Source organism: Streptomyces griseoviridis, assembly GCF_005222485.1.
Lineage (GTDB): Bacteria > Actinomycetota > Actinomycetes > Streptomycetales > Streptomycetaceae > Streptomyces > Streptomyces hintoniae.
The window spans coordinates 6,679,761-6,696,996 of the sequence record NZ_CP029078.1 but is presented as its reverse complement, the minus strand read 5'-3'; the positions used below and the strand labels follow the sequence as shown (position 1 = coordinate 6,696,996).

The window sequence follows — 17,236 nt, the reverse complement described above, 5'->3', positions numbered from 1 at the left end:
GCGGAGGGCTTCGGTGCCGTGAAGAATGTGTGAGATCCTGCGTTCGGCCTGACTGGGGAGCGCTTGCGTCCCCCAGTCACCAGGGACCTACGATTCCCCCATGTGTCCCCCGCGCTTCAGGGGACAGCGCTCGGAGGCTGCGTTTTCGCAGGTCAGCCCCCGTAGCTCAGTGGATAGAGCAGGCGCCTTCTAAGCACCTGCTCCTTCCGCCTTCAGTGATCGGGGCGGCACAGACCGCCGTCCAGACAGCGCTTCGACACTCTGTGCCGTCGCCGATGGGCAACGAACGGAAGTCGTGATCTGCTCCACGGCGGCGGGGCGCGCTTGAGCGCCCAGGCTGCTCTCCCCGCCGATGCCACCATCTCCATCTTTCCTCTGCCGCTGGGACGCGTAGGAGTCGGCAACACATGGCCGCCCGACTTCCTAGTCGTTCGCGAAGGCAAGGCGGGCCTGATCGAGGTCGACGGACCCCATCGCCGCGGCCGACTGGCGGCTGACGGGACCAGGGATCGGCACTGGCGGAAAAGCGGGTTCGTTCACATCGAACGAATCTTGGTGGAAGAAACGGCCAAGGACTCTGAGTTGGACGCCCTGGTCAGTACGTTGCTCAAGCGGCTGCGCACACATTGGCCGTCCGTACTCGACGCCGTCCCGGATGCCTGTCGGACACTCGCAGATTGCTGGGTCCGGCCCTCCGACGGAAGGGCCGGGCCCAGCTTGTGCGGCACGGTCAGCGGGCCCTGCGATCGATGAGAGGGCCGTGCCTCCAGCGGATCACGTCGCCAGCGGCATGATGACCCCGTCCAACAGCGCGATGCACAGCGTCATGAAGCTGAGGGCCGCGATGCTGCCCCAGCCGATCGCCTCGTCCACCGGGGCCTTGGGCGGCGCTCGAGCCGGGCGGCGCTCGGCCGCCGCCCGGTTGGAACCCGCCCCCGGGCGATGCCGAACCCGGTGAGACCGGCGAAGGTAGAACCCCAAGGTGCGCGAGATGGTGGCCGCCGCCAAGGAGTCCGCGCCCATCACCGGGATCGTCTCCGCCGGGCGGGTCGTCTCAGTCCACCTGGGCGCGGAGCCCCCGTGCTTCCGTGTCAACGCCTCCACGGGCGGCGGCAAGTCGGTGACTCTGCGGTGCACCGCCCTCCTCTTGAGCCGCAGTCCCGCGCTTGGTTCCCTGCGACAGGGCCAGGCGCTACCGGCTGCGCCGGGTGGTGACGAGTTGGCCGTTGTGAAGACGGTGGTCGAGGTCGAGTCCGCTGTCGAGCATCGCGAGGACATCGAGGTGGCGGTCGGCCGGCACGGTCGCCACCCGACGGCGGTCGCGGGCGACGCGGATGGCCGGGTGACGCTCGCTGGGCCGTGCGACGTTGACCGGGCCATCGAGTGTCCCTGCTATCAGCCGGGTCAGCGGAGTGGTGGCGGCGCGGTTCTCGAGGAGCTGGTTGATCGGGTCGGAGGGAGTACGGACGTAGTCGAGGAGATCCTGGATCTCGTAGTCGCTCGCCCCATACTGCTGCGTCCAGCCGTCGACGTGATGCTGGGCGGTCCACTGCCGCAGGCCAGCCGACCGGTGCCCGAGACGGGCGGCGTCGCGACCAAGTAGGTGGGCGATGCGTCGGGAGGTGATGCCGGAGGTGAGCAGGGTCAGGGCCTGCTCCGTGTCGACGCCGTGGCGGATGTGCCAGGCAGTGTATGTGTTGAGCCTGGGCGCGCCGGGAGAGAGCGCGGGGCTAGTGTTGACCAGGTTGATCAGGGCGCCGACGGTCCAGCTCAGGGCGTGCCCGAAGGCGGTGCTGATGTTGCGTACCGCCTGTTCGAGCGCCCACCCAGCAGCGATGCCGGGCTGCCAGGAACGCGCGAGGTGTGGGATCGGGGCGCCGGAGATCCATTCGCAGAGCGCGGGGGCGATCGGGACGTTCATCTGCGTGCCCCGCGTCTCCTTGTCCTTGAAGCTCCAGGTCTTGGTGACCTCCGGGACGTGGTCGAGCAGGCGGTCGAAGACCTGGTGCTCGGTGAGGAAGTCGAGGGTGCGGCGCAGCGGCCATTCTTCGGGCTCGGCGAGGCGGTCGCCTCCGGTCGCGTCGTCCACCGTGTGCTGGTCGAGCAGCACGGCCAGGTGGTTCGCGAGCCAGTCAAGGTAGCGGGCTGACCCCAGGCTGGTGCCGGTGGCAGCCCACCGGCCGGCCTGGGCCGGGTCGGTGGTATCGAACACGGTGGCGACCTTGTCCGCGAGGGTGAGCCACCTGCTGGTGTGCCGCCCGTTGCCTCTCTGGGACAGGGCGAACAGTGCGTCCAGGGCGTCGATGGGATTGCCCTGGGGCGCCGCTGAGGAGGCATGGAGCTGCAGGACGAGCCAGACGAACGAGGCGAAGTCCGCGGCGATGCCGTCCGCCAGCGCGAAGACTCCGTCAGCGTTCTGCCGCAGGGTGTCCTCGGCGGCGGCGAGTTCGGCCAGGGCCTCGCCGGTCAGCAGTGCGGAGACGACGCGCAACTGCTCCGGGTCGGGGTTGAGGGTGTTGAATTCGGCGGGGCGGGGCGGGTAGGGGCGGGTCAGGAAGATCCATCCCTCGCTCTCCCGGCCGGCCCGCCCAGCGCGGCCGATGGCGTTGAGGAGTTCAGCGGGGGACAGGGCGCGCTGGCCGTCGTAGGTGAGCGGGTCGCCGTCGACCTTGTGGTGGACGATGACGGTGCGGACGGGCAGGTTGACGCCGTCGGTGAGGGTACTGGTGCTGGCGATGGCCAGGAGCTCGTCCCGGCGCAGCGCGCCCTCGACAGCGTGGAGGACGTCCTCGGGCAGGGCGCCGTGGTGGTAGGCGACGCCGTGCAGGGTGCAGCGCACCAGAGGATGTTCCGCGCCGAGGGTGTCGGCGAGGTAGTCGGTCAGGGCCGCAGACTCGGGCCGCTCGGGCAGGCGTTCGGCGATGGCGAGGGCCGCGTCACGAGCTGCCCGCCGGGTGCCGACGACCATCAACACGCTACCGTTCGCGGTGAGTTCCGCGGCGCCGGCGGCGAAGACCTGATAGTCGGCGATCCCGCCTGGCAGACGGGTCCGTGCAGTCCACCGGCCTGCGGTGCCGGCGAAGCGCCGCGTGCCCACCTCGCCGGTAGTCAGCCGGGCGATGGCGGACGAGGCAGTCGGCCGGACATCGAGGAGGGTCTCGACGGGCACGGTGGCCAGCACCGGCGAGGCATGCTTCGCCGTCGGCCGCCGCTCTGCCAGCTCGGCCTGCTCCGTCATGAGGTTCGGATACATGAGCCCGTGCATCCGGCGCGGACCCCGCCAGGTGTCGGTGAAGTAGACCTCCCGTTCGGGGCGATGCGGGTCGAGCCACGAGGCGATGTCGCCCTTGTTGCCGACTGCGGCGGACAGCAGCACGAGTCGGATGTCGCTGCGGGCCTGCAGCAGCGTGAGCAGGCTCTCCAGCACGAAGCCGCGCCGCCCCTGGCCCAGGTGGTGGGCCTCGTCGACGACGACCAGCCCGACCTCCGCCAGTACTTCGCCGGGGTTGTTGCGGATCATGTGCATGAGCCGCTCGGGGGTGACGATCTCCACGTCCGCGCCGTCCGGCTCCGCCGAGGACGCCCAGGGGCCCAGCGGGAACTCCGGCTGCTCCGCAGCTAGGCGCCGCCCGAGCACCCGAAGTCGGCCCCGCAGCGTCCCGCGCATCTCCCGCCCCAGGCTGCGCATTGGCGACACGTACACCACGCGCCCGGGGCGCTGCGCCAGGTGCGAGCAGATCACCAGCTGGGCCATCAACGTCTTGCCCGCGCTGGTCGGCACACTGATCAGGCTTCGTGACGTCGCCGGGTCGAGCGGGTTGCCACGCGCAAGCCTCAGGAGCTGGCGCTGCGGCGGCCAGAGCGTCATCACCGGCGGCTTCGACAGCGCGAAGCTCCGCGCCACTGCCGCAGGAGTTCCCGGGGGAAGCAGTTGGTACAGACTGCTGGCCGCCATCTCCCCGCTCAGCTGGAACAGATGCGCGGCAACCCACCGCGCCAACCGGTCGCCCCGGCCCGCCCTTTCGGTCATCACGTCCCGCAGCAGCCGCTGCGCTGCCAGCAGATCCCGCTCCTCGCCAATCCCCAGGAACTGGTCCAGATGGAATACGGCCTCCACGACGGCCTCTGCGGGCCCGTACATCGTCCCCGCCAGGGTTCCGCGGCGCATCACTGCCCGCACCCCGTGTAGCTGCCGCCGCCACGCACGCAGCGCCCGGCCCAGCTCCGGGCGGTCGAAACCGAGGAAGACCACGCCGGCCTCCACCGCCAGGGTGCCGATGTGCCCGCGCAGTTCACCAGCGATGTCGACGAGAGCGCGAATCTGCCGGTAGACGGCGGTGGCGTTCGGGTCCTGCTCGCTGCGCCGGTACCCGGCTTGGGCGGCGAAGGCGATCTGGAGCCGCTCAGCCTCGGGTCGGCGTTCGTCGCCCAGGGCGAGGTCCATCAGGTGCGCGCTTGTGGCGAAGGCTCGTCGCACCCGCACCGCGTCGTAGCCAGGAGACTCCGGGGCGAGCGCGGCGAGCCCGTGCAGGTACCACGCGGTGGCAAGAGTGTCGTCCTCGATCTCCCGCTCACCGCGGAAGGCCGCGATCTCCAGTTCGGTCATGGCCGCGAGCAGGTTCTGTGCGCTGGGCAGCACCCCGCCCACCCGGTACTCACCGAGCGCGGACGCGAGCACCTCCGGGTCTAGAGTGCGCTCCACACGTACCTCCTCACGTCCTTCGCGAAGTCTTCAAGATCATCAATCGCCACCACCACGCCCTGCAGCGCGCCCGGGTGGGTGTGGGTGGTGAAGTGCTGGTGCGAGCGCTCGAAGGCCGTGTCCGGGGTGTATGCGGCGTCGAGCGCGATGCTGACCCCGCCGTTCCCCGACGCCTTCGCGTCCACCCATTGCCGAGCCATTGAGGCGACGAACTCCCGGATGTCAGGGGCCAGCTCCCGGCCGCCCCACGAGACCTGGCCCAGGTACCGCGCCCCCCAGGTGTTCAACTGCTGCCATGCCTTGCGGATCGTGTCGCTCGGCTTCGTCTTTTCCGCGGTGAATTTCTTCATCTCCCACAACCGGAAGACAAACCCCAGCTCGCTACCGGGCACTCGGTGGATCACCAGCCCGTCCGGCCCGCTGTCCGTCACCGTCGATGAGGGCGGGTCCAGGATCTCCACGCTGCGCCCCGGCTCGGGGGGAAGGTCGCGGGTGGAGAGGTACCAGAGCCACTCGCCCACGTAGCCGGTGACGCCGGTGGGGTCGTTGGCCTCGAATACCGGGCCGGCGTAGAGCAGGACGTGCGCGCGATCGGGGCCGGCCAGCGGGGTGCCGGCCAGGGCACTGTCACTCCAGAGCCGGTATGCGAGGTCGTCCAGGTCGGTGCGGGCCCGCATGATCTCGTCGGCGATGATCCAGGCTGCCGCATCACGGTCCTCGGGCTCCGGCCCGATGGTTACCAGCAAGTCCCACGGGCACACCTGTCCGATGCCGCGGCTCTCCCGCTGAGTGAAGTCCACGAGGCGGCCTCCGGCCGCCCGGGCGCGCTCCATGGCCCGCAGTGCGGGTATCGACACCCGTCCCCACCCCCGCTCTTGACTCGGTGCCGAGCCCTGCGGCAACACGGATCACCCTACCCAGCAAAATCTGGTCTGTGAGGGCGGCTGCCGCGTGAGCGTGGCCGTGGGCCTGCTGCGGGCGTGGCAGTCCGGGCGCCGGGCTCGCGTGGCAGCTGACCTGGGCGCGGCGGCCACCGGCCGTATGACACAGCGACTGATCGATAATGGTTACCCACCGTTACCGCCGGGTCAGACCTACATCTCAAACAGTTGCAGCTGCCCTTCAGCGTCGACGTCGGGTGCCTCCAACTCCAAGTTCGGCACAGGCTGTTCCACCGGCGATGCGTCCTGCGCGTCATCCAAATCGTCCGAAGCACCGGATTGGCCCGCGGCCCCTGCGTCTCCCGTTTCCGCCTCGTCGTCCTTCGGTGTCGGCAGGACGTACTCCTGCGCCAGACCGGCCAGGTGGAGTGGCAGAGGCAGGGCAAGGGCCTGGTCGTAGTCCGAGGGCTGGCGCAGGACATGGGTGAGAAGCGCGAGGGACCTCGGGTCGTCGCCGTCGTCCCGATGGCAACCGACGACGGCGATCTCCAGCAGCCCCGGCATCCAGGCCGCCTGGCCGGTGTCGATGGTGGGCTCACCCTTGCGCTTGCCCTGAGCGATCGGCCGGGGCGAGAGCTTGTCGGCGGTCACCGCCGCGTGCTTGAACTGCACGGGCTTGGCCGTCGTACTGAAGAACACGCGGGCGTCTTCAGCGGCATCCTCTGCCACCCACAAGCCCTGTTGGATGCCGTTCGCCTTGCCCTCCGGGGCTCTCCCCCACCACTGCGGAGTCTCGTTCCGGGCGCCTGCGCGGACCCGGACCATCCGCAGGTCGGGGTCGAGGCGACGAGCGGGAGCGAGGCCGTCCTGCAGTCGATCCCGTTCGATCCGGCCGTCCTGGAGCCAGGTCCAGTGCGAGCGGGCGTTGTGGGCCTCGGCGAACAAGACGGTTGGTGCGGTGCGCAGGGAGCCACGCAGGCCCTGGAGCCACTCGGCGGCCTCACGGCGCTGCCGTTCGCGTTCTTTGTAGCGTTTCGGGCGCTCGGTTCCACTTTCCGTCTGCACCTCCGAGGTGTCGGCCTCGTCGTCCAGTGAGCCGCGCTGGCTGGGCAGAACGGGCTTGACCTCAGCTTTTGTGGTCAGCCTCAGCAGTAGTTCAGGGTAGGGGACCCAGGCGCCTGCGCCGGAGCGCGCCTCGGGGTCCCAGCCTTCGACACGGGCCGCGCCGGTGCCGGCCGGATCGGGGGTGACCATGACGCCGACCGGAAGGTACGCAGCCCAGCGATTCCGGGTCGTACGGTTCTTGCGGACCATCCACAGTGCGGCATGCCGCAGTCCGTCGGGCAGTCCATCGTCCTCGGCGAGCCGGGGGAGAGTGCGCGCGCCAAGCTGCCGCAGACCGTCGTTCCAGGCACTTAGCGTGCGGTGCCGCAGGCTGGACGCTGTCTCCGCCCCCTTGCCGTTCTCGTCGCCCGCTACGGGCACCGTGGTGAACTGTGTGACGAAGCCCGCCTTGGCGAAGCCGAGTCGCATGGCGAACTTCGGGTCGTGCAGTCTGCTCGGATAGGACGCAGCGCGGCCGATCTCCACGAGGGCGAGGGCCGGAGCTTCTGTGGTGCGTTCCGCGGCCAGCCACTGTGCGGCACTGTCGCGGCGGGCCACTGTCGCAGCTGTCACCTGGGCGTCCTTGATATGGGTGCCGGTGGGCAGGTCGAGGGGGGCAAGGAGGCTGTCGGCGGTACGCTCAGTGAGCGGGACGAGCGGGCGCAGGCAGTGGACCCGCACGGTCAGCTCCGGAGCGGACCATTCGTGCACGACCGATGCGCCAGCCGTGGCGTCGTCGTACTGCTGTGCGGTGAAGGACCCGCCGTCGCCCTTGAGACCCAGAAGCTCGGCAAGGGAGGCCAAGGCGGCGTCGCGCAGCCGCGGCGACTGCCACAGCAGCCGTGCCTCAAGCACGGGAGCGCCACCCTGGCGCGCCACGCCGTCGAGAGCGTCCAGCGCGTAGGCCGTCGCCAGCCGGCGCTGAGCGCACCGTTCCGCTTCGACCGTCTCATTGTCGCCCTTGGGGATGTTCGCGGGTGTGCCCCGGTCGATCAGCGAGAGGTCCGGGGCGCGGCGCAGTTCGGACGTGAGGGCGCCTTCCGCCCAGGCTGTGAGCTGCGAGAGCTGGTGTGCCATGAAGCCGGGACCCACATCATGCCGGCCCATCGCGGTGCGGTACAGAATGCCGGCTCGGGCATCGTCGCGCAGCCAAGACGCGGGGTCGGTCAAAATCGCGTCGGCGTCCGGGAAGGGCTCGCCCAGGGGTAGCCCGGCGAGCATCGCTGCGGGGCCGCCCGCGCGCCACCGGTCGGCGAACTCGCCCTTCTCGCCCAGGTCCTTGTCCCAGTAGCGCTCCAGAGCGGCGACGGCGAACCGCTCGCTGCGGGGGGTGCCCGGCAGGAACGGCCTGCGCGGACGCAGCAGGACGGTGGTGCTCGCACCCCACGGGAGGCGCAAGCGGCCCGTCTTGGCACTGGTACGAGTGGCCCAGCGGCGAACCGACCAGCGGAGGTTGAAGCGCGGCAGCGGGTCGAACGGCACGGTCTGGAGCGTGATCGACAGCGTCACCGACCACCAGGAGTCCTGCTTCTCGTCCGGCCCGGGGAACCGGATTGGCTCGGAGACAAGTTGGGCACCCTGGTCACGCGGTCCACGTGGCATGGCCCGGAACGTGAGCTGCCCACCGTCGTACAGGTATGGGCCCAAGGCGAGGATCCGGCGGGCCAACCAGTCGGGGCTGAGGCTGTACTGGTGCGGTGACGGACGTGCGGTGCCGCCATCGGTCGGGGCGTCACGCGGCATGAGTTCATGGTGAACGGTCTCCCAGCGCGGCGGATGGGCGGCCAGTTCTGCGATGGTCTCCTTCAGCAGGCCGCGGTACTCGGGCTCGGGCCGCAGGTCACGCAGCCAGTGCTTGAGCACGGTGTCCAGGACCGGGCCGGGGAGCGGGTCGGGGAGGTCGGCGGGCGCACACAGCCAGTGGGCCGGCGCCCCCGGGTCGCGGTCGTGGAAGGGGCGTGGCAGCGCGAGGACGTCGGGTGCGAAAGCCTGCAGGACCTGTTCCAGGCGCCAGGTCGGTGCTGTCTTCCACGGCTCCTTGCCCGCTGCCACCCGGGGCGCGTTGCACAGGGTCAGGACGGCGTCCCGCCACTGCTCGGGGAAGGGCAGGACGCGGTAAGGCGCGGCATGAGAGGCCAAGGCGTCGGCCGGACGCCAGGCCGTGGTGCGGGCGGAGCGGTAGACGGGCGGCATGGGACGGCTCCTCGCAAGCGGAGTTGGGGGGTCAGCGATGGGTCATCGTGCGCAGGGCGTTGTAGAAGGGCTGGTACAGGAGACGGACCAGAGAGCGAGCCGCCGGGTCGGGGTGGGGCGGGGCGGTGTCGGGCCGGTCCGTCAGGTAGGGGTCGAGGATGCCGGCGAGGGCGTGGAGCAGGCCGTCGGTGCCCGGCACATCGGTCCCGGAGGACGGCTGACCAGTGCTGCCGGGTGCGAGCTGTCTCGCCAGGCGAGGCGAGAAGGCGGCATCGACGAACACCACCCGGGCGGGTACTCCACCGCGCACCAGACGGCCGATGACCTGCCAGAGCGTGACGAGTTGGTCCCAGGCGAAAGCGCGCTTTTCCCAGGCGGGCAGTGAGCTGTAGGCATACCTGCGGTTGAGCAGCCGGCGCCATTCGCGGCGGCCCTGCTGGCGCAGGGCTCCGGCCGCTTCGTCCAGCGATCCCTCTTTCTCCATGAGTTCGGTGAGCGTGTGCGGGCCGTCGAGGCTGTCGCGGCGCGGCTGGTCGCGCAGCATGCCGCTCAGCCAGTCGTTGACGGCGAAGACGGACAGGTCAAGGTCGTCGGGGCGGGGATGCGGGCGAACCAGGAACAGGGCCGTGCCGAAGGCCGCTTTGCCCTCCTCGTTGAGGATGTTGTGCCCGCGCTCGACGGCCAGAAGCGGAGCAACTAGGACTTCTGCGGTGTGATCGTCGGCGAAGCGGGCGACGTCGCCACGCCGTAGCGTCGCCGGAGTGTCGTCCCGCTGCCCCGGGGCGGTGCCGGCCGGTCTGTCGCTGCCACGGGCCTCGTCGTCCGGGATAAGCGCACTCACCTTGCCGCGCCAGGCGTCGAACCGCTGGAGTGCCTCGGCCACCGCAGCGGCTTCCCGGTAACTGCCCACGAGGATCAGCGCTCGGCGCCGGGTCGTCTCGGGGATACGACTGATCTCCTGCCCCAGCACCGACGTGCCGCCCGGCCCCGGTTCGCCAAGCCGCCGGGCCATCGCGACCGCCTGGGCAAGCCGGTCGCGCGGCGGTGTGCCGGAGAGGCTCATCGGGCGGCCGTCCTGGTCATAGAGGAAACGGGTGGCGAACGAGGTTCGGGCCACGGCAGCCAGGGACGCGTCGGTGGGCTTGAGGACGAGACTCACAGGGACGCGGACGTGGGCGCGGCTGGACTCGCCGGCCCAACTGGTACCGGACATCAACACGACGTGCGGGCCACCAAGGCCGGTGGCCGGGTCGGCGCCGAGGCTGTTCAGGTTCAGCAGCAGCTCGCGCCCAACTCCGGCACACCGGAAGAAGCGCAGAGTGCCGCCGCGGCGACCGGCGTCGTCGCGTTCCTCGCCGTCCGGGAGGTACTGGTAGCCGAGGATGTTGCCCATGGGCGCCTCGGGCACCAACGGGGCGTAGTCCAGCGGGACGCGCCGAGCCAGCTCCCTGCCCTGGGAATCCAGTCGCAGGGCAGCCTCCACGTGCGGCCACAGGAAGGTAAGCCGCTCCAGCCTGTGATGGAGGGTGCTGAGCAGCAGGAGGAAGGAGAGCCGCAGGCACAGGACGTCCCACCAGTCCTTCGTCGGCTCGGGCGGGGGCGTGGCGGATGCGGGCTGTTCGGCCCGTACCTCCTCCGTCACCCGGTCGACGAGCTGACCGGCCAGTTCACGCACCCGATCCCTCGTGCGGCCCGCTGCCATGTGGTGCAGGAGGGCGTCGGCCGTGTCGGCGAGAACGCCTGTGAGCGGGTCAGGGGCGTCGCCTTCTCCGAACGGATCGTCGCGGAAGGCATCCCAGGCTTCCTCGAGCAGGCGGCGGGCCGGGGAGAGCGCGAGGTTCGGGGAGTGACCGGGCTCATGCACCACGTCGTCATAGCCTTCGTAGAGTTCAGCGCTGTCGTCGACCATGTCGTCCACGGCGGACGACCCCCGTTCCGCCTGGCACTGCACGCCTTCGCGGTGGTGCCGGGTCACATCGCGGAACAGGTCGTCGAGCAGGCTCTGCTGAAGGGTCCACGGGCTGAAGTACGCGGGATCAGCCCACTCCCGGAGGTCCTCATCCTTGATCAGCAGAGCGCAGAGCGGATCGACGGCAAGGGTGACGGTCCCCAGGGCCCGGTTCCACTGGGCGACCTGGCCGTCGGTCAGCGGCAGGCGGGCGCGCCTGCTCAGCTCCTCGATCTTGTAGCGGTTCAGCTGGTCGAGCCAGGAGTCGGTGTCGGGGCGAACCAGCGTGCCGGATGGGGTGAAGAGGCGGTCCAGTGCCATCTGCACGCTGTCCGCCTCGTCCACGAAAATCAGGTCGCTGCGCAAACAGGCCAGTTCCAGCTGACGCAGCCGCTCGTCGTTAAGGTGCGCGGGCACCTGGCTCTGCACCAGGCTGGCCGGGTTGGCCACCCAGATTAGAGCGTCGACCTGCGCGCGGGCAGCCGCGTGGCGCGGGCATTCGGCCCACAGAGGGCAACCGTGCGGGCGGCCGGGCAGGCGGTCCGGGGCGTGGGCCTGGCGGGGTGCGGTGTTCCTCCGGTCGGGATTCCATTGCTCCAGAACGACCGATTCCGGTTCCACCGGGCCGCGCTGTGGCTCGGGATGCAGCCGGGTGCATGGTGCGTCGCGGTATTGCAGTGGATCGCCGTCCACGCCGCGCAGTCCGCTCACTCCACAGGCGGTGCTCAGCAGGTCGAAGCCGGAGTCGTCGTGGTCGAGGAGGTTGTCGAACCCTCGGGCGGAGAGCCGCCGGTGCAGCCGCTGGACGTGTTGCTCGCGTGTAGTGGTGCCGAGCACCGGCGCGACGGCGATGTCGAGTGCCTCGAAAAAACCGCACAATCGTAGCTGTTCGGCGACGTCTCCGACGACGAGCGTGGTGCGCAGCGGGATCTCACGCCGGGCGGCCCAGACGGCCACCACAATCATGAACGTGCTCTTGCCAGCACCGACCATGCCGGCTAGGTGCACCATGCCGGCCAGTTCGACCTCGTCAGCCTCGGTGTAGTCCTTTCCCGCGGCATCGCGGGGCGCGAACCTGACCCCCTCCAGCCGCTGTTCCCAGTGACCGGGATGCTGGACCCCCGCCTCGCGCTCGCGCTCGTCCATCCACCGGGCCGCTGCGCGCAGTTCGGCGCGACACACGCTGAGTGGCTCGCCGCCCCCGGGCCGTCCTGCGGCGAGGTCATGGCCGGGTGGATTGGCACGGACGAGTTCCTCGGGAATGGTGACCGAGGCGTTGCGGCGGCGTTCCTGAAAGGAACTCGTCCCTGCGGGGGCCGGTTTGAGGGCACGGGTGACCAGGTCCGGCAGCCGGCTGAGGGCCTGGTCGTAGACGTCCATCCGGCGCCCGGCCACCATCGGCACCACGGGACGGGGACTGCCAGTGGTTCCGGCCGGCGGCAGCTCGTAAGCCCGCAGCCTGTTGGCGACCGACCGGTAGGCGTCCAGAGCCTGCCGCCAGGCGCGCCGCCGCAGCGGCCACAGGAGGTGCCGGGCGGCGGCGAGGGCCATGCGCTGCCACGGATGTTGCGCCAGCCCGGCGCGATGCGCGAACGGATAACCGCCGAACAGCGCATAGGCGTCCACGGCATCCGCCGTAGGGGCAAGCCGTTCGAGCAGTCGCAGCCCCAGCTCGACGCGGCACAACTCGACCGGCCCGAACCCGTCCGGGGCACCGGCCTCCGGCCATTCGTCCCTCAACTCCCCCGCTACCGCCTCGCACCAGGCTTTCTCGTCACGCATCTGTGCCCTCCTGGCTGTCAGCGCGGGTGCCACGGCGCGGCTCGGCCAGTCGCATCCGGGCAGCCCGAGTCAATTCGTCGTCGGTGAGCAGGCGTACGGCAGCCGCCGCCGCGGGTCGGGCTCGCTGAAACGCCTGCTGATAGCCGGGGCGCTCGCGTACCCGGTAGACAGGTACTACCCAGAACGCCTCGTCATACGGAGGCTCAGGCCGCACGGGGCGGGCGGCTCGGCCGAGGAAGGCCGGGTGCGCCCAGTCTTTGACGTCGACGGCCCAGCGGTGGCCGTCGGGGAAGACCACCAGCAAGTCGTAGGCGTCGAAACCGGGCCACATGGTGACGTCGAGGCCCAGACCGGTAAGCCGGTGCTCCAGTTCCACCTCGGCCAGTCCGGGCCCGGTGACGTGTCGGCGCAGCGGGCGCTCCAGCTGGTACACCGTGCCGGCGTGAGCCGCTTCGATCAGACGGCCGACCGGCGGGTCTCCCTGCCGTCGGCAGCGATCCCGCTCGCACCACCATTCTCCGCCCGCAAGCGGCGTCAGCAGTGTTCCGCAGCGGCCGCACACCGCGTAGCAACCGTCCCGGCTCCAGGAAAGAGGGACCTCCGGGTAGATCAGGTCGATGAGCTCCCAGACCGGCTCCAGCGTGAAGTCGCCGTGCAGGGCAAAGAGTTCCTGGGCAGTCAGCACCGGCCGCCGCACCAGCAGGCTGCGGAACTCGGTGTATGCGTCCTCCTCTCCGTGGCTGCGGCAGCGGTCCAGAGCGGTCCGCATCACCTGCTGGTCGCGATGCCGCACAGCCGGGTCGGGCGCCGAACGTTCCCAGTCGCTCCACTCATGGCACAACTGGGTGGGGCGATGCGAGTACGGGTCGAGCAGAACGTCGTCCGGGCCGACAGCGTCCGACGGCAGCGACAGCGGCCAGTCCTCCAACGGGATGTCGGCACACCGTTGGACGAGTTCGGCAAGTGAGGCGGGTGGCCGGAGTCCGCCGCGCAGCCAGGCGACGACCGCCCGGTCCAGGGCGAGTTGGACGACGGGAGGGTACGGAAGACAGAAGGCATCCAACCCAGTGGTGTGGTCCAGGACACACAGGGCCCGGGCCACGGTGGCCAGCAGCGGCACGCCGTCATGGGCAGCCCAGGCATCGAGCGTTTCGGCGGACGAATCGAAGGTGGCAACGGGACTCGCGTGCACGGGTTTCACTCCAGGTGGTGCGACAAGCGACATGACGGAGAAAACGTCAACTTTGCTCAACCTGCGGCAGTCGCGCGCTCTTTACCAGTGGCACACCAGGACAGCGCCTCGCAGCCCGTGCAGTCGTAACCGGGCCGGGGCACCGCGTCGTAGCGGGTCTCGACGGACCAGGGCACGGTGTACGAGGCAAGGACGGTACGGGCGTGCTCGACCGTGCCCTCATCGCCCGGATCGAACTCCTCAAGAGACACCCCGTCCGGGCGCAGGATCTCCAGTTCCACCCGGGACCGTCGCGAATCGCCGCCGAGCACGCCGGCCTCCAGAAGCAGTACCGAGAGGGCGAGTTGCGGATGCTTCTCCAGCAGAACGGACCGGCCGCCCGGTGGAAACGCGCTGGTCTTGGTCTCGCGAACGACTACGCCACCGCGTTCCTCGTAGACAAGATCGCACGAGGCGATGACCATAACGTCGGACTGCGGGTCGTGGGCCATCACTCGATGCTGCGGGCGGAACCGCGTCGCCGCCGGATTATCGAGCGGGCACCTGGCCCGGTGGGCCCGGAGCATGCCGAGGGCGGGGGCCAGCTCGTCGTCTGTGAGGCCGGGCAGGTCTGCGGGCAGAGGCACTTCGCGGCACGGCGGGGCATCCGCCGAGGCGTGTCGGACGTTGAGCCATCTGTCGACGGCCCGGCCTCTGCGCACGGCCTCGTTCTCCTGCACGGAGCTCGGGAGCTTGAGTACGCGGGTCAGGTGGTAGCGGGCGGGACAGTCGTGGTGTGCTCTCAAGTCGCTGACCGATACCGTGCGCCGCTTACGAGGCCGCGTGGGAGGTGGGAACACGAGGAGAGCGGGCACCCGCGGTACGACGGAGCACTCGGGTAACGCCTTGCAACCCGCGCAATGGGCACCGGCGATGCGTTCACGGCTGTCGAGGACACGGCCGAGCCGGGGCACAACGTGCTGCTCGTGCAAGTCCATGATCTCTTCAGCGGTCCAGTCCGCGAAGACGTCAGTCTCCGTTGTGCGCAGAAGACGGACCCGGCCTTCGGTGAGTCCGGCGGAGTAGACCCGGACACGTTCTGGCCGCGGCGGCGGCGCCGGGTGCCTGAGGGCTGGGGAGTGATGCTCGAAGGAAGGGATGCGGGCCGGAGTCCCGTAATACAGCACAGAGGCGACAGCGGCGAGTTCGGGCAGCGGGAGTCGCTCTTTGGCGCCTCCTTTGGCGGGAATCACGAGTTCGCGCAGCGTCGCGTCGTCCGAGACGTACTGCCTCCCCCAGACAGTGCGCTCGTAGTCGGTGATGCCGCGCTCGTCGGGCTCCTCAAGCGTGCGGAATGCGATCCATGCGTCCGGAGCGCGGAACGTGCGCGGAACGTCGGCGCCGTCGCGGCTTTCCTGGTCCCTGCGGCGGGCGTCGAGGTAACGCTCCGCGGCCGCCGCCGACCAGGTCACGTGCTGCGGCAGGCACCGAGACCGCGTCCGGCTACACCGCTCCATGGCCTCTTCGATGCTCTGCGCCGCGCCGGACTCCAGTTGATCGAGCAGTTCCTGCACAAGCGCGAACGGGAACTCCTCGCGTGGAGTCTTGGACGAAACCCGTTCCGCAGCGAACACGTCGCGGCGAACACTGAGAGCACGGTTCATCGGACAACCGGGCTCCTCGTCGCGCAGATGGCGGACCGGGATGCGGGCCAGGCGCCCGACGCCGACCGTACCGGGAGGGTTGTCCCAGGGCTGCACGGTGCCGACTCCTTGCAGTCTCGACGGTGAGAGCATCACCGTGACAGAGCTCTGTGAACAAAGTCAAGGCACGCAAGAATCTCCTGTAGCTTGATGTCTGACGGTTCGCCAGGAGAGGCAGGGAGTGTGCGTGGTGGAGCCATGGCCGGCGGGGAAGAAGCTCGCGGGCAGATTCAGCCGCGCTGGCGAAGGCGCCTGGGGTGGCATGGGGGTCGTCTATCGGGCGACCGACGACAGGCATGCCGAGCGGCCGGTCGCGGTGAAGTTCCTGTGGCCTCGAGATCCGGAGGCCACTCTGCGCGGGTACCGGACTCCCACCCCACAAGAACTACGGCGTTTCGACCGCGAGTGCGAAATGCACCAACGCTTCGGTGGCCGCGGCGTACCAGCCTTCGTCCACGCCGATCTCTCCCCGCCGCGCCCGTACCTCGTCACAGAGTACGTCGACGGCGATGACCTGCATGCTTTCCTGACCCGAAACAGGCCCACCCTCTCGGCTGCGGCGTGTGTGATCGTCCCGCTGCTGGAAGTACTCGGTCGGGTGCACGGCGCGGGCGTGGTGCACCGAGACGTCAAGCCAGCCAACATCCTGCTGGCCCGACGCGACGGCGTCGTATACCTCACCGACTTCGGCATCGCCCTGCCGAAAGATCCGGCGGCCACCCGGTACACCAACGGACGGACGCCCGGCACGATCGGCTACATGGCCCCGGAGATCCACCGCGGCGAACGCAACCCGGGCTCGGAGGCCGACCTCTACAGTGTCGCCTGCATCGCGTTCCAGATGGTAACCGGACGGCTGGTTTTCGAGGCAGGCCACTCCGACTACGACTTGGCCCGCCTGCACTGCGAGGAGCGGCCGCCGCTGCTCAGCGACGACGTCCCCGGCTTGCCCTCCGAGATCGTGGACATCACGGACCGTATGCTCGCCAAGTCGCCCGCCAATCGGCCGCCCCTGGAACTGGCGCTTGAGATCTGGCGGCCTCTGCTGCCCTCGCCGGGCGCCCCCTCTCCACGCCCCGTCCTCGACCCGGACCCGACCCTGCCCCATCGCGCCCCGGAGACCGCTGCGGCCCCGCTCTCAGAAGCACCGCCGACGGGTCCGCGCCGCCCTCGGGTGCATCGCCGACCCGTCGGCGGTCCCACCCGGTCTGCGCTCCGAAATCTGTGCGCCGAGGCCGAGATGGAAATCGAACGCGGCGAACCGGACAAGGCCGTCGACGAGCTGGCCACCATGCTGCTGCGCGCCGAGCAGTGCCTTCCTGGGGCGGTCCGCGAGGTGCAGAGCGCGCGCCTCGTCGTGGCCCGTGCTCAGATGCTGCGCGGAGAGACTGCCTCCGCGGGCCGCATCTGCCGGGATGTCGCCAGGCGGCTCGCGGACGCATCGACCGGCACGGATACCGGTGAACTGCGAGCACGGGCACGGCTCGGCGCGGTCCAGGTGATGACTGCGGAAAGGAGCCCGGTCCAGGCGGTGGCCGACATCTGGCTGGAGCTGGCCGAGGAACTCGCGTCCTGGCCCGGGCCAGGACCTTCCCGCCAGACCCTGGAACTCTGCCGGGAAGTAGGAGTCGAAGTGAAGGAACTTGTTCTGGACGCGAGGCAAGGTGAAGTGCCCCCGGCGCTGCCCGAGGCAATCTGCAAGCTGCTAGATCGCCTGCGAGGGCCAGCTTGACGAACTCCGCGGAAACCGGG

The 17,236-nt window shown here is 69.9% G+C and carries 8 protein-coding genes; 1 reads left to right on the top strand and 7 read right to left on the bottom strand.

Annotated elements, in window-relative coordinates:
• Window positions 1–774: 774 nt before the first annotated feature.
• The 7 genes from DDJ31_RS29040 to DDJ31_RS29010 all read right to left on the bottom strand — a co-directional run bounded on the left by DDJ31_RS29040 (window position 775) and on the right by DDJ31_RS29010 (window position 15,541).
• On the bottom strand, window positions 775–1,023 hold the full coding sequence (locus tag DDJ31_RS29040) for a hypothetical protein (RefSeq protein ID WP_127177434.1): 249 nt from the start codon (window positions 1,021–1,023) through the stop codon (window positions 775–777).
• Window positions 1,024–1,192: 169 nt separating this feature from the next.
• Entirely contained in the window at window positions 1,193–4,702 is a 3,510-nt protein-coding gene (locus DDJ31_RS29035) for a DEAD/DEAH box helicase (protein WP_127177435.1), read from the bottom strand.
• Window positions 4,687–5,502 (bottom strand): hypothetical protein, encoded by an 816-nt coding sequence (locus DDJ31_RS29030; RefSeq protein ID WP_164784882.1) that lies wholly within the window; start codon window positions 5,500–5,502, stop codon window positions 4,687–4,689. The genes DDJ31_RS29035 and DDJ31_RS29030 overlap by 16 nt, the downstream gene beginning before the upstream one ends.
• A 294-nt stretch (window positions 5,503–5,796) precedes the next feature.
• Window positions 5,797–8,880 carry a pPIWI_RE module domain-containing protein gene (locus DDJ31_RS29025; protein ID WP_127177437.1) on the bottom strand — a complete coding sequence of 1,028 codons (3,084 nt, stop codon included), beginning with the start codon at window positions 8,878–8,880 and terminating at the stop codon, window positions 5,797–5,799.
• A 31-nt stretch (window positions 8,881–8,911) separates the two neighbouring features.
• Entirely contained in the window at window positions 8,912–12,610 is a 3,699-nt protein-coding gene (locus DDJ31_RS29020) for a hypothetical protein (protein WP_127177438.1), read from the bottom strand.
• Complete coding sequence (locus tag DDJ31_RS29015; protein ID WP_240678047.1) at window positions 12,603–13,802, bottom strand: hypothetical protein; 1,200 nt, start codon at window positions 13,800–13,802, stop codon at window positions 12,603–12,605. The genes DDJ31_RS29020 and DDJ31_RS29015 overlap by 8 nt, the downstream gene beginning before the upstream one ends.
• Window positions 13,803–13,858: 56 nt before the next feature.
• Window positions 13,859–15,541, bottom strand: coding sequence for a PD-(D/E)XK nuclease family protein (locus tag DDJ31_RS29010; RefSeq protein ID WP_164784883.1), 1,683 nt, complete (start codon window positions 15,539–15,541; stop codon window positions 13,859–13,861).
• 205 nt (window positions 15,542–15,746) lie between these two features.
• On the opposite strand from DDJ31_RS29010, the gene DDJ31_RS29005 reads away from it, so the two are divergent.
• Window positions 15,747–17,216 carry a serine/threonine-protein kinase gene (locus tag DDJ31_RS29005; protein WP_127177440.1) on the top strand — a complete coding sequence of 490 codons (1,470 nt, stop codon included), beginning with the start codon at window positions 15,747–15,749 and terminating at the stop codon, window positions 17,214–17,216.
• Window positions 17,217–17,236: the final 20 nt, after the last annotated feature.

Coding starts and splice junctions, on each gene's coding strand:
- DDJ31_RS29040 (WP_127177434.1), bottom strand. CDS start 1,023: ATGGGCGCGGACTCCTTGGCGGCGGCCACCATCTCGCGCACCTTGGGG.
- DDJ31_RS29025 (WP_127177437.1), bottom strand. CDS start 8,880: ATGCCGCCCGTCTACCGCTCCGCCCGCACCACGGCCTGGCGTCCGGCC.
- DDJ31_RS29020 (WP_127177438.1), bottom strand. CDS start 12,610: ATGCGTGACGAGAAAGCCTGGTGCGAGGCGGTAGCGGGGGAGTTGAGG.
- DDJ31_RS29005 (WP_127177440.1), top strand. CDS start 15,747: ATGGGGGTCGTCTATCGGGCGACCGACGACAGGCATGCCGAGCGGCCG.